This is a genomic window from Xanthomonas indica (genome assembly GCF_040529045.1).
In the GTDB taxonomy this organism is placed as follows: Bacteria; Pseudomonadota; Gammaproteobacteria; order Xanthomonadales; family Xanthomonadaceae; genus Xanthomonas_A; species Xanthomonas_A indica.
This window is the reverse complement of the sequence record NZ_CP131914.1, coordinates 1,740,057-1,757,430: the sequence shown is the minus strand read 5'-3', so window position 1 is coordinate 1,757,430 and position 17,374 is coordinate 1,740,057. Positions and strand designations below refer to the sequence as shown.

The following is a 17,374-nucleotide window of genomic DNA, read 5'->3' as shown; positions in this document are numbered from 1 at the left end:
GTGGCGTCAACCGCGCAAGGCGCGGCGGATTTCCTCCAGCGCGCCAGGGTCGTCCAGCGTCGACAGATCGCCCGGATCGCGCTGCTCGGCCAGCGCCTGCAGCGAACGCCGCAACAGCTTCCCCGAACGCGTCTTCGGCAAGGCCTGCACCAGATACACCTGCGCCGGCCGCGCCACCGCGCCTAGCCGCTGCACCACGCACTGGCGCAACTCCTCGACCACCGCCGCGGCATCGGGCGCGGCCTGTTTCAGCGTCGCGAACACCACCGGCACCTGCCCCTTCAATTCATCGTGCATGCCGATCACCGCGACTTCGGCCACGTCGGCGTGGCCGGCGATGGCTTCCTCGATCTCGCGCGTGCCCAGGCGATGTCCGGCCACGTTGATCACGTCGTCGGTGCGGCCGAGGATGAAGGTGTAGCCGTCCTCGTCGCGGATCGCCCAGTCCAGCGAGCTGTACAGCAACGTGTCGAAGTGGCTGAAGTAACTGCGCAGGAAGCGCGCATCGTCGTTCCACACCGTGGTCATGCAGCCCGGCGGCAACGGCGGCTCGATCACCAGCACGCCCTTGCGTCCCGCCGGTACCTCGACACCGTGCTCGTCGACGATGCGCGTGCGATAGCCGAGGTTGGGAAAGCCCGGCGACCCCGGCTTGACCGGCCGCAGCTCGACGCCCGGCAACAACGCCAGCACCGGCCAGCCGGTTTCGGTCTGCCAGTAGTTGTCGATCACCGGCTTGCCCAGCGCTTCGCCGATCCACAGTGCGGTCGGCTCGTCCAGGGGCTCGCCGGCCAGGAACAGATAGCGCAGCGCGCTCAGGTCGCGCTCGCGCAGGTAGCGCGCCGGATGCTTCTTCAGCACGCGGATCGCGGTCGGCGAGGAGAACATGGTGCGTACCCGGTACTTCTCGCACAGCGCCCACCACACGCCCGGATCCGGTTGCACCGGCAGGCCTTCGTACAACAGCGAGGTCGCGCCGACGATCAGCGGGCCGTACACGTTGTACGAATGCCCCACCGCCCAGCCCACGTCGGAGGTGGAGAACATGGCCTGCCCGGGGCCACAGTCGAACACCGTGCGCATCGACAGCGCCAGCGCCACCGCATGCCCGCCGACATCGCGCTGCACGCCCTTGGGCTTGCCGGTGGTGCCGGAGGTGTACAACAGGTAGCTGGGTTCGTTGGATTCCAGCCACACCACCGGCACCTGCGCATCGCCGACTTCGGCACGCAACTCGGCATAGTCGACGTCGCGCCCGGGCACGCGCGGCAGCGCCGGATCCAGCCCGCGCGAGACGATCAGCACCGTCGGCGGCGCCGCGCTGGCCTCGGCGCAGGCGGCGTCGACCAGCGGCTTGTAGGGGATGCGCTTGCCACCGCGGCTGCCGGCGTCAGCGGCGATCAGCAGCTTGGGCCGCGCATCGTCGATGCGCAGCGCCAGGTTGTGCGCGGCGAAGCCGCCGAACACCACCGAGTGCACCGCGCCGATGCGCGCGCAGGCCAGCATCGCGAACACCGCCTCGGCCATGTTCGGCATGTAGATGACCACGCGGTCGCCGCGCTGCACGTCCAGCCGCTGCAGCACCGCGGCGAAGGCGTTGACCTCGCGGTGCAGCTGCGCATAGGTGATCTCCTGGGTCTGCCCGGTTTCGCTGGACACCGCGACCAGCGCCAGCTGCGCGGCGCGCTCGGGCAGATGCCGGTCCACCGCGTTGTGGCACAGGTTGGTCAGGCCGCCGACGAACCAGCGCCGGAACGGCGGCGTGTCGTACTCCAGGATCGCCTGCGGCGGGCGCTCCCAATGGATTGCCTGGGCCTGCTCGGCCCAGAATTCCTCGGGCCGCTCGATCGAACGTCGGTACAGCGTCGCGTAGTCCATGCCGCCCCTCCCAAGGCCGGTGCACCGGCTCCGAGCATAGTCCTTTGGCGGGGAGGACGTCGTTCCGACCTTGGTCGAAGGGGTTAGGCGGCTACCGCCTGAGTTGCGCCATGCAGCGAAGGAGCCGCTTTGAAAGCAACAAGGGGCTAATGGAAGGTTTCAGCCTTGAGCTTTTGCGACACCGGCTCCGCTCTCCGCCGAGCCAGCTCTTGCTGAAGAGGAACCAAAACATCTTCCGGAAATACAGCTCCTGGCATATTGGCTCCATCTAGCCAAGCGTTGGCAAATGCTTCCTTGTCCTCCGCAAAGTAAGGCGCAAAAGCCCCGACCTTTCTGTTTGCAATTTCGGCCGAAAGCACGGCAATTGCCGCATTGCGCTGAAGCGCATGCACCTCTGACTCTAGAAGAAGGACACGATAGCCAAGAAAGGCACTGACAAGAGCCAGGAGAACAAGCAAGGCTTTGGATAGCATGAAATTGCTCGACACTATCTAACCGGGTTAGTTAAGCCACCTGCGAAGCAGTTCCACTCGGATGAACTGTCAGCTTGCAAGGCGCCATTCGCCACGTTTTGAAACTTCAGCCGATTGAACGATCTTGCGCTCACGCAAGCGTGTGCATGCCCACCGCATGTCGTACTGCCAAGTAAAGAATAGCTCTCCAGATGCATGGAGCTCTTTCTCATGATGCGTCCAAATGTGCTGCGCCACTTGAACGATGCTGGCTGAGCCTGCATGCGCCTTCAGTGCTGCAACAACCCAATCTTGAAGATCTTCGCGCTTCGCCATCAGCTCTCTCCTTAGCTTGATCTGACCTGATTACCGCTCGCTTTTGCCGCTTCCTCCAATGGAGGCGGTTGCCTCACGTCCTACTTCCCCGGCACCGTAAATGTCACCACCACATTCCCCGGCGCCTGCTCGAAGCGCGTGGCCACCGAATCCTTGCTGAGTTGCACGATCTGCGCCAGCGGCTTGTGCGGCACGCCCTGGAAATTGACCGTGACCTGGACCAGCGCACCATTGGCCCAGTTGAAGCCGACCATCGGCTTGCTGCCGACCGATTTCTCCAGGTCAGCCGCCACTTCCTGCGAATGCGCGTACGCATTCTTCACCGTGTCGACGGCACCGCATGCGGTGAGCGCCAGCAGCACTGGCGCGCAAAGAAAACGCAGTTTCATCGTGCGCTCCAGGTCGTCGCGCTACTGCTTCTGCGCCGCCGCGGTCGCCGCCGCCGCACGCGGCGGCGCCTGCTTCACGTAGCGGTCGAACCACTCCAGCATCTCCGCCACCACGTCCTCGTTGGACTCGCGCGCGGTGTACCAGTGCGGTTCGAACGGCAGCAGCACCAGCCGCGCGGTGCCGCCGAGGCCGCGGATGGCCTGGAACATGCGCGGGGCCTGGGTGGTCTCGGTGCCGGGGTTGGCGTCGTCCATGCCGTGCACCAGCAGCAGCGGCTCATTGATCTTATCGGCATGGAAGAACGCCGAGGCCTGCGCGTACACCTCCGGCGCCGCCCAGAACGAGCGCCGCTCGTTCTGGAAACCGAACGGGGTCAGGGTCTTGTTGTAGCTGCCGCTGGTGGCCACGCCGGCGCGGAACAGGTCGGTGTGCGCCAGCAGGTTGGCCGCCATCAGCGCGCCGTGGCTGTGGCCGGTGACGCCGATGCGGTCGCGGTCGACCACACCCAACTCCACCGCCTTGTCCACCGCCGCCTGGGCGTTCTCCACCAGCTGCTGCAGGTAGGTGTCGTAGGCGGTCTTGGGGTCGCCGACGATCGGGAACGCGGCATCGTCGATGATCGCGTAGCCGGCCAGCAGCAACAGCTGGTAGGAATGCAGGCGGGTGAAGTCGCGGTCGTTGGCGCCGCTGACCTGGCCGGCCTTGGACGCATCGGCATAGTCCAGCGGATAGGCGTAGAGGATCGCCGGCACCCGCGTGCCTTCCTTGTAGCCGGGTGGCGTGTACAGGGTGAAGGACAGTTCGACCCCATCCTTGCGCTTGTAGGTCACCAGGCGCTTCTTGATCTGCCGCACCACCGGGGTCGGGTCGGGGAAGCGGGTCACCGGCGCCAGGGTGGAGGCGACCACGGCCTCGCCCGCGACGGCAGCCGGCTGCGCCTGGCCCAGCGTGCGCAGGTAGACGTTGGGCGGATCGCTCGGCGACTGCCGCCAGGTCAGCAGACGGGTGGTGTCGTCGCCGGCGAACCCGGCAAAGGCCTCGTCGACGTCGGCGCCGCTGCGGAACAGGCGCTGGGTCTTGCCGCTCGCCAGGTCGTAGCGGTCCAGGAATGGCCGGTCGCCGGCCGGCGTGGCGCCCTGCCCGCTCAGGAACAACGCACCGTTGTCCTCGCGCAGCACGTACTCGCCGTTGGCCAGGCGACGCAGCTCGGGGGTGCCGGGATCGGCATAGAGGTCGTCGGTGGACAGGTCGAACAGCACCCGCCCGGCGCTGCCGGGACGGTCCGCGTCCAGCAGCGTAGTGCGGCGCCAATGGCGGTTCTCGTCGTACTCGTCCAGCAGCGCTTGCCCACCCTGCGCGAACCAACTCAGGCCGGCGTAACGCTGGGCCACCTTGGCCAGTTCGCGCGGCTTGCCGGCGAACGGCGCCGACAGGGTCAACAGCTTGTCGCGGGCAGGAACGTTCGTCTTCCAGTCGCCACCGTCCAGGGCCTCGGCCCAGACCAGGGTGGCCGGCTGGTTGGCACGCCAGCCATAGGCGCGCGGCCCGGTCGGCACGCCATGCACCGGCACGCGGTCGGCCACCGGCAGGTTCGCCAGCACCCGCTCGCTGCCGTCGGCCAGGTCCAGCACCGCCACGTCGTGGGCGAAGCGGCCATAGGTGGTGACATAGGAGTACGGGCGCTGCAGGCGCTCCACGCGCACGTGGCGGCCGTCCGGCGCGCCGTCGACCACCGAGTACACCGCCGGCTTGCCGACCGTGCGCAGCTTGCCGCTGGCAGCATCCACGGTGACCAGTTGCGCCGTGGCGTAGTAGGTGAACTGCGCCTCGTCCTCGGGGCTCGACAGGGTGTCGCGCGCCTCGTAGGTGCTGCTCTCGCCCTTGCCGCGGATCGCTTCCTTGACCTCCGGCCCCGGCGGCACCGCCGCCTTCACCGGTGCCGGACCCAGGTCCTGCGGCACCGCGCGCACCAGCAGCGTGTCGCTGCCGCCCAGCCACTGGATCTCGCCGCCCAGCACCGGGTTGAGCTGCACGCCGTCAATGCGGCGCACCGTACCGGTGGCGACGTCGCCCAGCCACAGTTCGACGCGGTCGGCGGCGGTGTTGTTGAAGGCGAAGCGGCGCCCGTCCGGCGACCACACCGGCTGCGCCGGGCAGGCGCCGGCCAGCAGGGTCACCGCGGTCTGCTTGCCGCTGGCCACGTCGACCAGGCTGAAGCCGTCCAGGCAGGCGCGGATGCCGTAGCCGTTGGACATGTCGTGGCGGGCGTGGGTGCGCGGCTCCACGCGCACCCCGGCCAGTTTCAGGTACGGCTCGGCGACGCGCGCGATCGGCGGGTAGGCCTGGCGCTCGACCAGCAGCAGGGTGCGCCCGGTCGGGTCCAGCCGCGGCGACGGATTGAGCGGCGCGCGCATCACGCCGAGCAGCGGCTCGGGCGGTTGCCGATAACCACTGTCGGCGGTGGCGGCGTGGGCGGCAACAGGCAACGCACTGGCAAGCGCCAGCGCGCCGATCCAGCGGAACGGCATGAGCATGATCGAAATCCCCTTTCGAATGGCCCCGGCAACGTAGCACGGTCGCCGCGCGGTGGCCGAGCGCCGAAGGTCATGCCTGGCACTGCCCGCGTGCCGCGCTCAGGCCGGTTGCAACGCCTGCTCGGCGGCCAGCGCCGCCACCACGCTGGGACGCTGGGCGATGCGCGTGGCGTAGGTGGCCAACGCCGGATGCGCGGCCAGCGACAGGCCGAACCGCGGCAGCCAGCCGAGCACGGTGAACAGGTAGGCATCGGCCACGCTGAAGCGGTCGCCGAGCAGGTATGGCCGCGCATGCAGCGCGCTCTCGGCATGGCCATAGCGCTGCAGCAGCCGCGCGGCCACCGCAGCGCGCCGCTCCGGCGCCAGCCCCGCATCGAACAGCGGCACGCTGCCGGCATGCAGTTCGCTGTTGATGAAGGCCAGCCACTCGTACAGGCGATAGCGCGGCAAGGCGCCTGCGTCCGCGGGCGGCGCCAGCGCCGCCTGCGGACAGCGGTCGGCCAGGTACAGCAGGATCGCCGGCCCTTCGGTCAGCACCTGGCCATCGTCCAGTTGCAGCGCGGCCACATAGCCCTTGGGATTGATCGCGCGGAAGTCCTCGCCCTCGGCGGTGCGCTTGCTGCGGTTGTCCACGTGCACCAGCCGGAACGGCAACTGCAGTTCGCGCAGCACGATGTGCGGCGCCAGGAAACAGGCGCCAGGAGCGGCATAGAGATGCATCGAAACGGTCTCGCAGGAACGCCGGACAGTCGGCGCGCGCAGTGTGCGCGGCATGGCCGCCTGCGGAGAAACAAGAATGTCAGGGCGGGTCAGTAGCGCTGCTAATGGCTTGCTCCAGGAACGCGCGCAACTGCAGTGCGGCAGACGCCGGGTGCGCCGCGGCGACCAGCGCGAAGCGACGCTGCAGCCGCGGCTGCAACGACAGCACCTGCACGCCGTCGCGCTCGGCCGGCAGCACCGACGCCGGCAGCAGGCTGGCGCCTGCGCCGTCGCGCACCAGGGTCCAGGCGCTGGACCAGTCGCGCACCTGCAGGCGCAGGTCGGCGATCGCCAGCCCGGCGCGTTCGGCCAGGCGCTGCGCATGCAGCCAGCAGCCGCCGGTGGCCAGCACGAACGGCAGCGCCAGCAGCTCCGCCAGGGCGATGTCGCGCGCCTGCGGGCGCACCAGCGCCGGCGGCAGCACTGCCAACCACTCGTCCGTGCCGAACACGATGGCAGCGCGCTCCGGCGCCGGGTCCAGCACCACGCCCAGGTCGACCGTCCCGGCCGCCAGCCAGGCCTCGACTTCCTCGTCGCTGCCTTCCAGCCAGACCACGCCCGTGTCCGGATGCGCCCGCTCGAACGCGCGCAGGCGCGGCGCCAGCCACGGCCGCGACGAGGCGAATCCGGCCACCCGCAGCGACGGCGCGGCGGGCGCACGCTGCGCCCTGGCCAGCGCCTGCAGTTGCCCCAGTTCGGCCAGCATCGCCCGCGCATGTCCCAGCGCACGCGCGCCGAACGGGGTCGGCCGAATCCGTCCACGCTCGCGCAGCAGCAGCGCGGCGCCCAGCACGTGCTCCATCTGCGCGATGGCCTGGCTGGCGCCGGATTGGGTGATGCCGCAGCGCGCGGCACCGGCGCTGATGCTGCCGCACTCGACGACGGCGACGTACAGCCGCCAGTGGATCAGATTCATCATGCTGTCGGGCTTCCCACAACGCGAAACGCCGGGCGGGGCCCGGCGTTCCGTGACGACGCGATCGCGTTGGCGATCAGCCCAGCAGGTGGGCCACGCCGCTGCGCTCTTCTTCCAGCTCGGCCAGGGTCTTGTCGACGTACTTCTGGCTGAAGTCGTCGATCGGCAGATCCTTGACGATGGTGTACTTGCCGTTCTCGGTGGTGACCGGGAAACCGAAGATCACGCCTTCCGGGATGCCGTAGGAGCCGTCGGACGGCACGCCCATCGTCACCCACTTGCCGTTGCTGCCCAGCACCCAGTCGCGCACGTGGTCGATGGCGGCGTTGGCGGCCGAGGCGGCCGAGGACAGGCCGCGCGCTTCGATGATCGCCGCGCCGCGCTTGCCCACGGTCGGGATGAAGGTACCGGCATTCCATTCCTGGTCGTTGATCGCCTCGGCGATGGAAGCGCCATCGGCGGTGGCGAAGCGGTAGTCCGGGTACATGGTCGGGCTGTGGTTGCCCCACACCACCAGCTTCTCGATGCCGCCGACCGGCTTGCCGAGCTTGAGCGAGAGCTGGCTCAGCGCGCGGTTGTGGTCCAGGCGCAGCATGGCGGTGAAGTTCTTCGGGTTCAGGTCCGGCGCCGACTTCATGGCGATGTAGGCGTTGGTGTTGGCCGGGTTGCCGACCACCAGCACCTTGACGTCGCGCTTGGCCACCTTGTTCAGCGCCGCGCCCTGCGCGGTGAAGATCTTGGCGTTCTCCAGCAGCAGGTCCTTGCGCTCCATGCCCGGGCCGCGCGGACGCGCGCCGACCAGCAGGGCGATGTCGGCGTCCTTGAACGCCACTTCGGCGTCGTCGGTGCCGACCATGCCGGCCAGCAGCGGGAACGCGCAGTCTTCCAGCTCCATCATCACGCCCTTCAGCGCGGCCTGGGCCTTCTCCATCGGCAGTTCCAGCAACTGCAGGATCACCGGCTGGTCCTTGCCCAGCATTTCGCCCGAGGCGATGCGGAACAGCAGGGCATAACCGATCTGGCCGGCGGCGCCGGTCACGGCAACACGAACGGGTGCTTTCATGGGGGATTCCTCTGCTAAGAAAGTGGGTGGGGTGGATCAGTAGACGCGATAGCCCAGCGGCTGCAGGTGCAGGTCCAGGGCGGCGGTGTCGTAGCCTTCGACCACGTGCTGGCCGATGACGGTGATCGGCACGCCTTCCAGGCCCAGCGCGGCGGCGGCCTGGCGGCCGGCCTCCTGCTCCACGTCCAGGACCGTGTAGCGGACCTGGGCGCGGGCGAAATCGGCCTGTTGCCGGCGGCAGTAGCCGCACCAGTCGGCGGCGAGCATGACGATGCCGTCATCGCCGGTCAGCCGCCGCGGGTCGCCGGCGGCCAGTGCGGCCGACGGCGCCGAAGTCGTACTGCGCCACCACGCGTGCACGCCACCGCCGATGGCGAGCAGCAGCAGGCACAACACAAGGGGGCGCATCGTCATCGGCAGTCGGGTGCGGCAATCAACCGGGAAATGGTAGCACGCAGGGTCCGTGCGCCCGGCCGCAGGACCGGACGCGCGGACAGTGCCGGATCAGGCGTCGAGCGTGCGGTTCCACTCGGCGACGCGGTCGGCCTTGGCCGCCAGCACCGCGTCGGCGTCGCCTTCGATGGTGATCTTGTTGATCACGTCGCCCTGGGCGACGCTGTCGACCACGTCCAGGCCCTCGAGCACCTTGCCGAACACGGTGTGCTTGCCGTCCAGCCACGGGGTGGCGACGTGGGTGATGAAGAACTGGCTGCCGTTGGTGCTGGGGCCGGCATTGGCCATGGACAGCACGCCGCGGTCGTGGCGCACGCCGTTGTTGGTCTCGTCCTCGAAGCGGTAGCCCGGGCCGCCGCGGCCGGAGCCTTCCGGGCAGCCGCCCTGGATCATGAAGTCGGCGATCACGCGGTGGAAGTTCAGCCCGTCGTAGAAGCCGCGCTTGGCCAGGTTCACGAAGTTGGCCACGGTCAGCGGGGCCTTGTCGGGATACAGCTCGATCTTGATCGGGCCGCGGACGGTGTCGAAATGGGCGATCAGGGACATGGGATTCCTTGGAAACGGGGGCGTCATGAGGGGCGCATAGGATACACGGCGCCTTGTTCAGGCTTCGCCCGTGCCCGCCGCCGGCGCCTGAACGGGCCCGCCCGGCCCACCGCCGCCGGGCGCCGGCAGGCGCCACGGGATCCGGGTATACTAGGTGGCTTCCTTTCCTTCCTTCTGGCGCCGGCTGGCCCCCTTTCGCATGTCCATCGAAAATCTTCGCAATATCGCCATCGTCGCCCACGTCGACCACGGCAAGACCACCCTCGTCGACTGCCTGCTGAAGCAGTCCGGCACCCTGTCCGAGCGCACGGTGCTGGCCGAGCGCGTGATGGACAGCAACGACCAGGAAAAGGAACGCGGCATCACCATCCTGGCCAAGAACACCGCCATCACCTGGCAGGGCAACCGCATCAACATCGTCGACACCCCCGGACACGCCGACTTCGGCGGCGAGGTGGAGCGCGTGCTGTCGATGGTGGACACCGTGCTGATCCTGGTCGACGCGATGGACGGCCCGATGCCGCAGACCCGCTTCGTGACCCAGAAGGCCTTCGCGATGGGCTTCAAGCCGATCGTGGTGGTCAACAAGATCGACCGCCCCGGCGCGCGTCCGGACTGGGTGATCGACCAGGTATTCGACCTGTTCGACAAGCTCGGCGCCACCAACGAGCAGCTCGACTTCCCGATCGTCTACACCTCGGCGCTGAACGGCTACGCCTCGCTGGACGACAGCGTGCGCGACGGCGACATGACCCCGCTGTACGAAGCGATCATGCAGCACGCGCCGAAGCCGGACGTGGATCCGGACGGCCCGTTCCAGATGCGCATCAGCCAGCTGGACTACAACAACTTCGTCGGCGTGATCGGCATCGGCCGCATTCAGCGCGGCGTGCTGAAGAAGAACATGCCGGTGGCGGTGATCGACCGCGAAGGCAAGAAGCGCCAGGGCAAGGTGCTGCAGGTGCTGGGCTTCCTGGGCCTGGAGCGCATCGAGCAGGACAGCGCGCAGGCCGGCGACATCGTCGCCATCTCCGGCATCCAGGAACTGACCATTTCCGACACCGTGTGCGCGCTGGAAGCCCCCGAGGCGCTGCCGCCGCTGACCGTGGACGAGCCGACCATCTCGATGACCTTCCAGGTCAACAACTCGCCGTTCGCCGGCAACAAGGACCTGTCCGGCGGCAAGTTCCTGACCAGCCGCCAGCTCAAGGACCGGCTGGAGCGCGAGACCGTGCACAACGTGGCGCTGAAGGTGCAGCAGCTGGAAGACGCCGACAAGTTCCTGGTGTCCGGCCGTGGCGAACTGCACCTGTCGGTGCTGATCGAGAACATGCGCCGCGAAGGCTTCGAACTGGCCGTGTCGCGCCCGGAAGTGATCATCAAGGAGATCGACGGGCAGCTGATGGAGCCGGTCGAGCAGCTGGTGGTGGACATCGAAGAGCAGCACCAGGGCGGCGTCATGGAGAAGCTGGGCATCCGCAAGGGCCAGCTCAAGAACATGGAGCCGGACGGCAAGGGCCGCGTGCGCCTGGACTACATGATCCCGGCGCGTGGCCTGATCGGCTTCCAGAACGAGTTCCGCACCCTGACCCAGGGCTCGGGCCTGCTGTTCCACGTGTTCGACCACTACGGCCCGAAGGAACAGGGCGCCATCGCCAAGCGCCAGAACGGCGTGATGATCGCCAACGCGCCGGGCGCCACCCCCGCCTACGCGCTGGGCCCGCTGGAAGAGCGCGGCCGTCTGTTTGCCGCCGAAGGCGACAACGTGTATGAAGGGCAGCTGGTCGGCATCCACTCCAAGGACAACGACCTGACCGTCAACGCGATCAAGACCAAGCCGCTGACCAACATGCGCGCCTCGGGCAAGGACGATGCGATCAAGCTGACCCCGGCGATCAAGTACACGCTGGAGCAGGCGCTGGACTTCATCGAGGACGACGAACTGGTCGAAGTCACCCCGAAGGAGATCCGCTTGCGCAAGAAGCACCTGACCGAAAACGAGCGCAAGCGCGCCGGTCGCGCGGGCTGAGCGGCAGCGCACGCCCATGGCCGCCGACAAGGCGTACAACCCGGATCCGCACGCGCATCCGGGCCTGCACCTGATCGCACTGCTGGAGGCCGGCAAGGGCCTGCTCGCGGTGCTGGCGGCCACGGGGCTGGAACTGATGGGTCCGGCCCCGCTGCGCGCGGGGGTGGACAAGCTGATCGTGCGCTTCAGCCTGGATCCGGACCACGGTGCCCTGCCCTCGCTGCTGACCATGATCAGCCCCGGCGCGGTGCACCTGGCCGCCGCCGGCATGCTCGCCTACGGCGTGCTGCACCTCATCGAGGCCTGGGGCCTGTGGCGCGCCAAGGCCTGGGCCTCGCTGCTGGGCTGCGTCTCCGCGGCCATCTACCTGCCATTCGACGTGTACGCGATCGTGCGCCACCCCGGCTGGGCGTCGTGGGCGGTGCTGGCGATTAACCTCGCCGTGGTCGGCATCCTGGCCCGCGATCTGGTGCGGCGCCGGCGGCATCCGCCGGCGGCCTGAACCTCACCCGGCGCCGCAACGGCGCCTCTCGCTCAAGCGACATGCGCCTATGCACCAGCATGGGCGCGTTCGTGTGCCCAGCACTTGGCCGGCATCGTTGACCGTGATGCAGAGCGCTCTATCCATCCAACGCGGCATGACCACGTCACAGCATCGCGCAACGATCAGCGCGCCGCGCGTTCCCCGTCCGTAGTCGCATTCACTGCCGGCGCTCCATCCTCGGCGCCAGGCGAACGCATCGCCTCCGAGTCGCTGGCGCGTACCGGCGGATGCGACAGCCGTACCGGCTCCGGCGCCACTTCCGCGCGCAGCAGCGGCAGCGCATAAGGATGCGCGCGCACCAGGAAATCCAGCATGCGTTCGCGCACGATGCAGCGCAGGTCGAAGGCATCGCCGGAGTTGCGCGCACTGACCAGCAGGCGCACCTGGATCGTGCGCTCGCTGGTGTCGGTCACCTGGGTCACGCAGACCCGGCCATCCCACAGCGGCTCGCTCTTGCAAATGCGCTCCAGTTCGGCGCGCACCTGCGCGATCGGCGTGCGGTAGTCCAGCCACAGGAACGCGGTGCCGAGCAGGTCGGCGCTGCTGCGCGTCCAGTTCTGGAACGGGTTCTCGATGAACCAGGTCAGCGGCACCACCATGCGCCGCTCGTCCCAGATCCGCACCACCACGTAGGAGCTGCCGATCTCCTCAATGCGGCCCCACTCGCCTTCGACGATGACCACGTCGTCGAGCCGGATCGGCTGGGTCAGCGCGATCTGCAGGCCGGCGATCAGGTTGCCGAACACCGGCTTGGCGGCGATACCGGCGACCAGGCCGATGATGCCGGCCGAGGCCAGCAAGGTGGTGCCGATCTGCCGCACCGCCGGAAAGGTCAGCAGCACGATCGAAGTACCGAACAGGATGATCGTACCCATCGCCACCCGCGCCAGTACCCGGGTCTGGGTCTGCACGCGACGTGCGGTCAGGTTATCCGCCACCTCGATCGGATGGCTGCGCAGGATCGCCGTCTCCAGCGCCGCCACGCCACGCACCAGCAGCCAGGTCACGCAGCCGATCATGCCGATGTGCAGCAGGTGCTGCAGGTCGGTCAGCGCCGCCTCGTCCAACGGCGTGGACTCGAGCGCGAAGCTGAGCATCAGCATCGGCAGCAGGAAGGCGACCGGCACGCTGACCACGCGCACGATGCGCGCGCGCCGGTAATCGCGGCCGCGCATGCGCTGGGCGATGCGCAGCAGCAGCCACCAGGCCAGGAAACCGAGAATCAGCGCGGCGCCGATCGGCACCGTATAGGCGCGCCAGGGCACCCAGTGAAGATCGAGGGTCAAGATGCGCTCCTGTGTCGGGGGGAGGAGTCGCGACAGTCTGGCAGCGCGGAGATTAGCGCGATGTCGAGCGCGCGCGCTGCGGCGCCAGGCGACGACCACAGCCGGCGTCGTCGCGCATGCGCGGACTTCTGCGAAATGGGTTGCCAACGGCAGCGAGACGCCGCCACGCGCCGGGCGTGCGGACGTAAGGGCTCGGCGCAGGCCTGCGCTCAGCACTAGCGCCGACGCGCACGCTGCGCGCCGACGCATGACGCCAACCGACTACGCCAGCGGCGTGGCGACGGTGCGCCCGTTCTGCTTGCGCACGATCGCCATCGCGATCTCCAGCGACTGCTCGTAGTTCAGCCGCGGATCCACGCTGGAGCGGTAGGCGCGCTCTAGGTCGCGCTCGGTCAGTTCGCGCGCGCCGCCGGTGCACTCGGTGACGTCCTCGCCGGTCAGCTCCAGATGCACGCCGCCCAGGCGGGTACCGGCCGCGGCGTGGATGTCGAACGACTGCTCCACCTCGCCCAGGACGTTCTGGTAGCGCCGGGTCTTGTAGCCGTTGCTGGTGCTCTCGGTGTTGCCGTGCATCGCATCGCACACCCACAGCACGCGGCGGCCGTCGCGCTTCACCGCCTCCAGCAGCGGCGGCAGCTTCTCGGCGATCTGCGCAGCACCCATGCGGTGGATGAAGGTCAGCCGGCCCGGCTCGTCTTCCGGATTGAGCACGTCGATCAGGCGCAGCAACTGGTCCGGCTGCGCCGACGGGCCGACCTTGATCGCGATCGGATTGCGGATGCCGCGGAAATACTCCACGTGCGCGCCGTCCAGCGCCGCGGTGCGCATGCCGATCCACGGATAGTGCGTGCTGAGGTTGAACCAGCCCCACTGCCGCGGCACCTCGCGGGTCAGTGCTTCCTCGTAGGGCAGCAGCAAGGCCTCGTGCGAGGTGTAGAAATCGACCCGGTTGAGGTTGTACAGCTGCGCGCCGGACAGGGTCTCCATGAAGCGCACCGCATCGCCGATCGAGGCCACCATCTTCTGGTAGTCCTCGGCCAGCGGCGAATAGCCGACCCAGCTCAGGTTCCAGTACTCGGGATGGTGCAGGTCGGCGAAGCCGCCGTCGATCAGCGCACGCACGAAGTTCATGGTCATCGCCGAACGCGAGTGCGCGGTGATCATGCGCCGCGGATCCGGCACCCGCGCCTGCGCGGTGAATTCCGGGCCGTTGACCACGTCGCCGCGGTAGCTGGGCAGGGTCACGCCGTCGCGGGTCTCGGTGTCGGCCGAGCGCGGCTTGGCGTATTGCCCGGCATAGCGACCGACCCGCACCACCGGCAGGCGCAGGCCGTGCACCAGCACCAGGCTCATCTGCAGCAGCACCTTGAGCCGGTTGGAAATGGTGCCGGATTCGCAATCGCTGAAGTTCTCCGCGCAATCGCCGCCTTGCAGCAGGAAGCGCTTGCCTTCCTGCGCCTCGGCCAGTTGCTTCTTCAGCGCGAAGATTTCCCAGGAGGTGACCAGCGGCGGCAGGTGCCGCAGTTCCGCCAGCGTGGCCTCCAGCGCCTGCGGATCCGGATACACCGGCATCTGCAGCGCCGGCCGCTCGCGCCAACTGGCGGGCGACCAGGACGACGAGGCGGATTCGGACACGGCGGCGGCAGACAGATTCATGAAAGGACTCCTTGGCAGTGTGTGATGTTCGCAGAGCCGGAGCGCGCCGCATAGCGTCGCACGCCGGTCACGCTGGCAGCGCCGCGACATGAATGGCAAGCAACCCCGCGATGCCACCATGACTTCCGGCCTACGCCGGCGTTTTTGCGAAAGCACACTGTTATTAAGTAACAATTCCTCTCCCTTCGGTCCGCCTCGCCATGACACGTCGCCCACTCTCCTCCGCCATCGCCCTGGTCCTGCTGGTCGCCCCGGGTCTCGCCCTCGCCGCAGACGCCGCCACCGACAGCACCGCTGCCACCGAACCGACCGTCGATCTCGATCCGGTCACCGTCACCGCCAAGCTGGAAGCCGCGCGCAACGCGCTGTCGCCTGACATCGGCAGCAGCCAGTACGCGATCAGCGCCGAGGACATCGCCCGCCTGCCGCTGGGCGCCTCCACCCCGCTCAACCAGGTGCTGCTGCAGGCGCCGGGCGTGGTCCAGGATTCCTACGGCGGCATCCACGTGCGCGGCGACCACGCCAACCTGCAGTACCGCATCAACGGCGTGATGATTCCCGAGTCCATTTCCGGCTTCGGTCAGACCCTGGACCCGCGCACGATCAAGAACATCCGCCTGCTCGACGGCGCGCTGCCGGCGCAGTTCGGCGACCGCACCGCGGCGGTGGTCGACATCACCACCAAGAACGGCGTGGAACTGGGCGACGGCGGCAGCGTCGGCATCACCGGCGGCTCCTACGGCACGCTCAACCCCAACGCCTCGTGGTGGGGCAGCGACGGCCGCTTCAGCTGGTTCGCCAGCGGCAACTACCTGCAGAACCGCATCGGCATGGAGAACCCGACCGACAGCGACAACCCGATCCACGACAAGACCCACCAGGGCAAGGGCTTCGCCGACCTCAGCTACCTGCTGAACGAAAATACCCGGCTCAGCCTGCTGGTCGGCTACGCCAACAACCGCTTCCAGATCCCCAACAACCCGGGGCAGACCCCGGCATTCACCTACCAGGGCATCAGCACCTTCGATTCCTCCCAGCTCGACGAGAACCAGCGCGAGAACACCCGCTTCGGCACCCTGGTGCTGCAGGGCGCACTCGGCGACACCAGCTACCAGCTGTCGGCCGGCCAGCGTTACAGCAGCGTCGCGTTCTCCCCGGACATCGCCGGCGACCTGATCTTCAACGGCATCGCCTCGCAGGTGCAGCGCGCCAACCGCGCCAGCACCCTGCAGGCCGACTTCTCCACGCCGTGGGGCGGCACGCATACCTTGCGCTACGGTGTGTACGGCAACTTCGAACACGCCAACGCCAGCAACAACGCCTACGTGTTCCCGGCCAACGACGACGGCAGCCAGAGCAGCGACGTGCCGCTGTTCATCCCCGACGCCAGCCGCTTCCACGCCAGCACCTACGCGGTGTACCTGCAGGACGAATGGCAGCCGAGCGACGCCTGGACCATCAACTACGGCGTGCGCGGCGACCGCTACAAGGCCTTCGGCACCACCGAGGGCCAGCTCAGCCCGCGCCTGGGCGTGGTCTGGCATGCCAGCGACAGCACCACCCTGCACGCCGGCTACGCCCGCTACTTCACCCCGCCGGCCACCGAACTGATCTCCACCAGCGACATCGCCCTGTACGACGGCACCACCAACCAGCAGTCGGCAGCAGGCGGCCCGACCAAGCCGCTGAGCGAGCGCAGCGACTACTACGACCTGGGCATCTCGCAGATGGTCGGCGACCACCTGACCCTGGGCCTGGACACGTACTACCGCAAGGCCGACCGCCTGCAGGACGAAGGCCAGTTCGGCGCCGCCTACGTCTATTCCACCTTCAACTACCGCTACGGCCGCATCCGCGGCGCCGAGTTCAGCGCCGACTACAGCAACGGCCCGATCAACGCCTACTTCAACGCGGCGTACAGCAAGGCCATGGGCAAGCGGGTGATGACCAGCCTGTACAACTTCGACCCGGATGCGCTGGCCTACGCCTACGACCACTGGATCCACCTGGACCACGACCAGAAGCTGACCTCCTCCGGCGGCATCAACTACGCCCTGGCCGACGACAGCCGCATCGGCGCCGACTACCTGTTCGGCAGCGGCCTGCGCACCGATGCCGACGGCGTGCCCAACGGCGGCGAGCTGCCGGCGTACTTCCAGCTCAACCTCAGCGCCGGTCACGACTTCGCCCTGGCTAGCAGCCACCCGCTGCACGCGCAGCTGGCGGTGCTCAACGTGCTCGACCGCCACTACCAGTTGCGCGACGGCGGCGGCATCGGCGTGTTCGCGCCGCAGTGGGCGCCGCGTCGTGGCGTCTACCTGAGCCTGCAGCAGGACTTCTGAGCAAAGCCGCGGCGATGGCCTGCGGCGCACGGTCGTGCGCTGCAGGCGTGGTGGCAGAGCAGCGGCAACACGCCGCCCGGCCCGCCACGGCAGTACGCCGCGATCGCAGGACGCGACGGGTCCGGCGCTTGCCGCGACCCGTCCGGTATTGCAGCGAAGCCGTGTGCCGCGTCGTGGCCGTGGCCTCGCC

At 68.4% G+C, this 17,374-nt stretch carries 15 protein-coding genes; 3 read left to right on the top strand and 12 right to left on the bottom strand.

Going from position 1 to position 17,374, the window contains the following annotated elements; all coding sequences use genetic code 11:
• Nucleotides 1-6: 6 nt before the first annotated feature.
• The 10 genes from prpE to Q7W82_RS07580 form a co-directional block, all read right to left on the bottom strand.
• On the bottom strand, nucleotides 7-1,878 hold the full coding sequence (prpE, locus tag Q7W82_RS07625) for a propionate--CoA ligase (RefSeq protein WP_242160332.1): 1,872 nt from the start codon (nucleotides 1,876-1,878) through the stop codon (nucleotides 7-9).
• A 146-nt stretch (nucleotides 1,879-2,024) separates the two neighbouring features.
• Nucleotides 2,025-2,366, bottom strand: a complete 342-nt coding sequence (locus tag Q7W82_RS07620) for a hypothetical protein (RefSeq protein ID WP_242160331.1) — start codon at nucleotides 2,364-2,366, stop codon at nucleotides 2,025-2,027.
• Between the two features lie 54 nt (nucleotides 2,367-2,420).
• Nucleotides 2,421-2,666, bottom strand: a complete 246-nt coding sequence (locus Q7W82_RS07615) for a hypothetical protein (protein WP_242160330.1) — start codon at nucleotides 2,664-2,666, stop codon at nucleotides 2,421-2,423.
• Between the two features lie 80 nt (nucleotides 2,667-2,746).
• Complete coding sequence (locus tag Q7W82_RS07610) at nucleotides 2,747-3,055, bottom strand: hypothetical protein (RefSeq protein WP_242160329.1); 309 nt, start codon at nucleotides 3,053-3,055, stop codon at nucleotides 2,747-2,749.
• A gap of 21 nt (nucleotides 3,056-3,076) precedes the next feature.
• Nucleotides 3,077-5,590, bottom strand: a complete 2,514-nt coding sequence (locus Q7W82_RS07605; protein WP_242160328.1) for a prolyl oligopeptidase family serine peptidase — start codon at nucleotides 5,588-5,590, stop codon at nucleotides 3,077-3,079.
• A 99-nt stretch (nucleotides 5,591-5,689) separates the two neighbouring features.
• Nucleotides 5,690-6,310 carry a glutathione transferase GstA gene (gene gstA / locus Q7W82_RS07600; RefSeq protein ID WP_242160327.1) on the bottom strand — a complete coding sequence of 207 codons (621 nt, stop codon included), beginning with the start codon at nucleotides 6,308-6,310 and terminating at the stop codon, nucleotides 5,690-5,692.
• Between the two features lie 79 nt (nucleotides 6,311-6,389).
• The gene (locus tag Q7W82_RS07595; protein ID WP_353949512.1) at nucleotides 6,390-7,265 is read right to left on the bottom strand and encodes a LysR family transcriptional regulator; all 876 of its coding nucleotides are present in this window, start codon (nucleotides 7,263-7,265) and stop codon (nucleotides 6,390-6,392) included.
• Nucleotides 7,266-7,341: 76 nt separating this feature from the next.
• Nucleotides 7,342-8,328: a malate dehydrogenase gene (locus tag Q7W82_RS07590; protein WP_209248487.1), complete on the bottom strand. Its 987-nt coding sequence runs from the start codon at nucleotides 8,326-8,328 to the stop codon at nucleotides 7,342-7,344.
• Between the two features lie 36 nt (nucleotides 8,329-8,364).
• Nucleotides 8,365-8,742 (bottom strand): glutaredoxin family protein, encoded by a 378-nt coding sequence (locus tag Q7W82_RS07585; protein WP_242160325.1) that lies wholly within the window; start codon nucleotides 8,740-8,742, stop codon nucleotides 8,365-8,367.
• A gap of 90 nt (nucleotides 8,743-8,832) precedes the next feature.
• Complete coding sequence (locus tag Q7W82_RS07580; RefSeq protein ID WP_242160324.1) at nucleotides 8,833-9,327, bottom strand: peptidylprolyl isomerase; 495 nt, start codon at nucleotides 9,325-9,327, stop codon at nucleotides 8,833-8,835.
• 199 nt (nucleotides 9,328-9,526) lie between these two features.
• On the opposite strand from Q7W82_RS07580, the gene typA reads away from it, so the two are divergent.
• Nucleotides 9,527-11,356, top strand: a complete 1,830-nt coding sequence (gene typA / locus Q7W82_RS07575) for a translational GTPase TypA (RefSeq protein WP_010340464.1) — start codon at nucleotides 9,527-9,529, stop codon at nucleotides 11,354-11,356.
• A 16-nt stretch (nucleotides 11,357-11,372) separates the two neighbouring features.
• The gene (locus tag Q7W82_RS07570; RefSeq protein ID WP_184502557.1) at nucleotides 11,373-11,858 is read left to right on the top strand and encodes a DUF2127 domain-containing protein; all 486 of its coding nucleotides are present in this window, start codon (nucleotides 11,373-11,375) and stop codon (nucleotides 11,856-11,858) included.
• Between the two features lie 164 nt (nucleotides 11,859-12,022).
• On the opposite strand, the gene Q7W82_RS07565 is transcribed toward Q7W82_RS07570, so the two are convergent.
• Together Q7W82_RS07565 and Q7W82_RS07560 are read right to left on the bottom strand one after the other, a co-directional pair.
• Nucleotides 12,023-13,186 carry a mechanosensitive ion channel domain-containing protein gene (locus Q7W82_RS07565; protein WP_242160323.1) on the bottom strand — a complete coding sequence of 388 codons (1,164 nt, stop codon included), beginning with the start codon at nucleotides 13,184-13,186 and terminating at the stop codon, nucleotides 12,023-12,025.
• A gap of 261 nt (nucleotides 13,187-13,447) precedes the next feature.
• Complete coding sequence (locus Q7W82_RS07560; RefSeq protein ID WP_242160322.1) at nucleotides 13,448-14,842, bottom strand: class II 3-deoxy-7-phosphoheptulonate synthase; 1,395 nt, start codon at nucleotides 14,840-14,842, stop codon at nucleotides 13,448-13,450.
• A gap of 200 nt (nucleotides 14,843-15,042) precedes the next feature.
• Between Q7W82_RS07560 and Q7W82_RS07555 the strand changes: the two genes are divergently transcribed.
• Nucleotides 15,043-17,184 (top strand): TonB-dependent receptor, encoded by a 2,142-nt coding sequence (locus Q7W82_RS07555; RefSeq protein WP_242160321.1) that lies wholly within the window; start codon nucleotides 15,043-15,045, stop codon nucleotides 17,182-17,184.
• Nucleotides 17,185-17,374 lie beyond the last annotated feature (190 nt).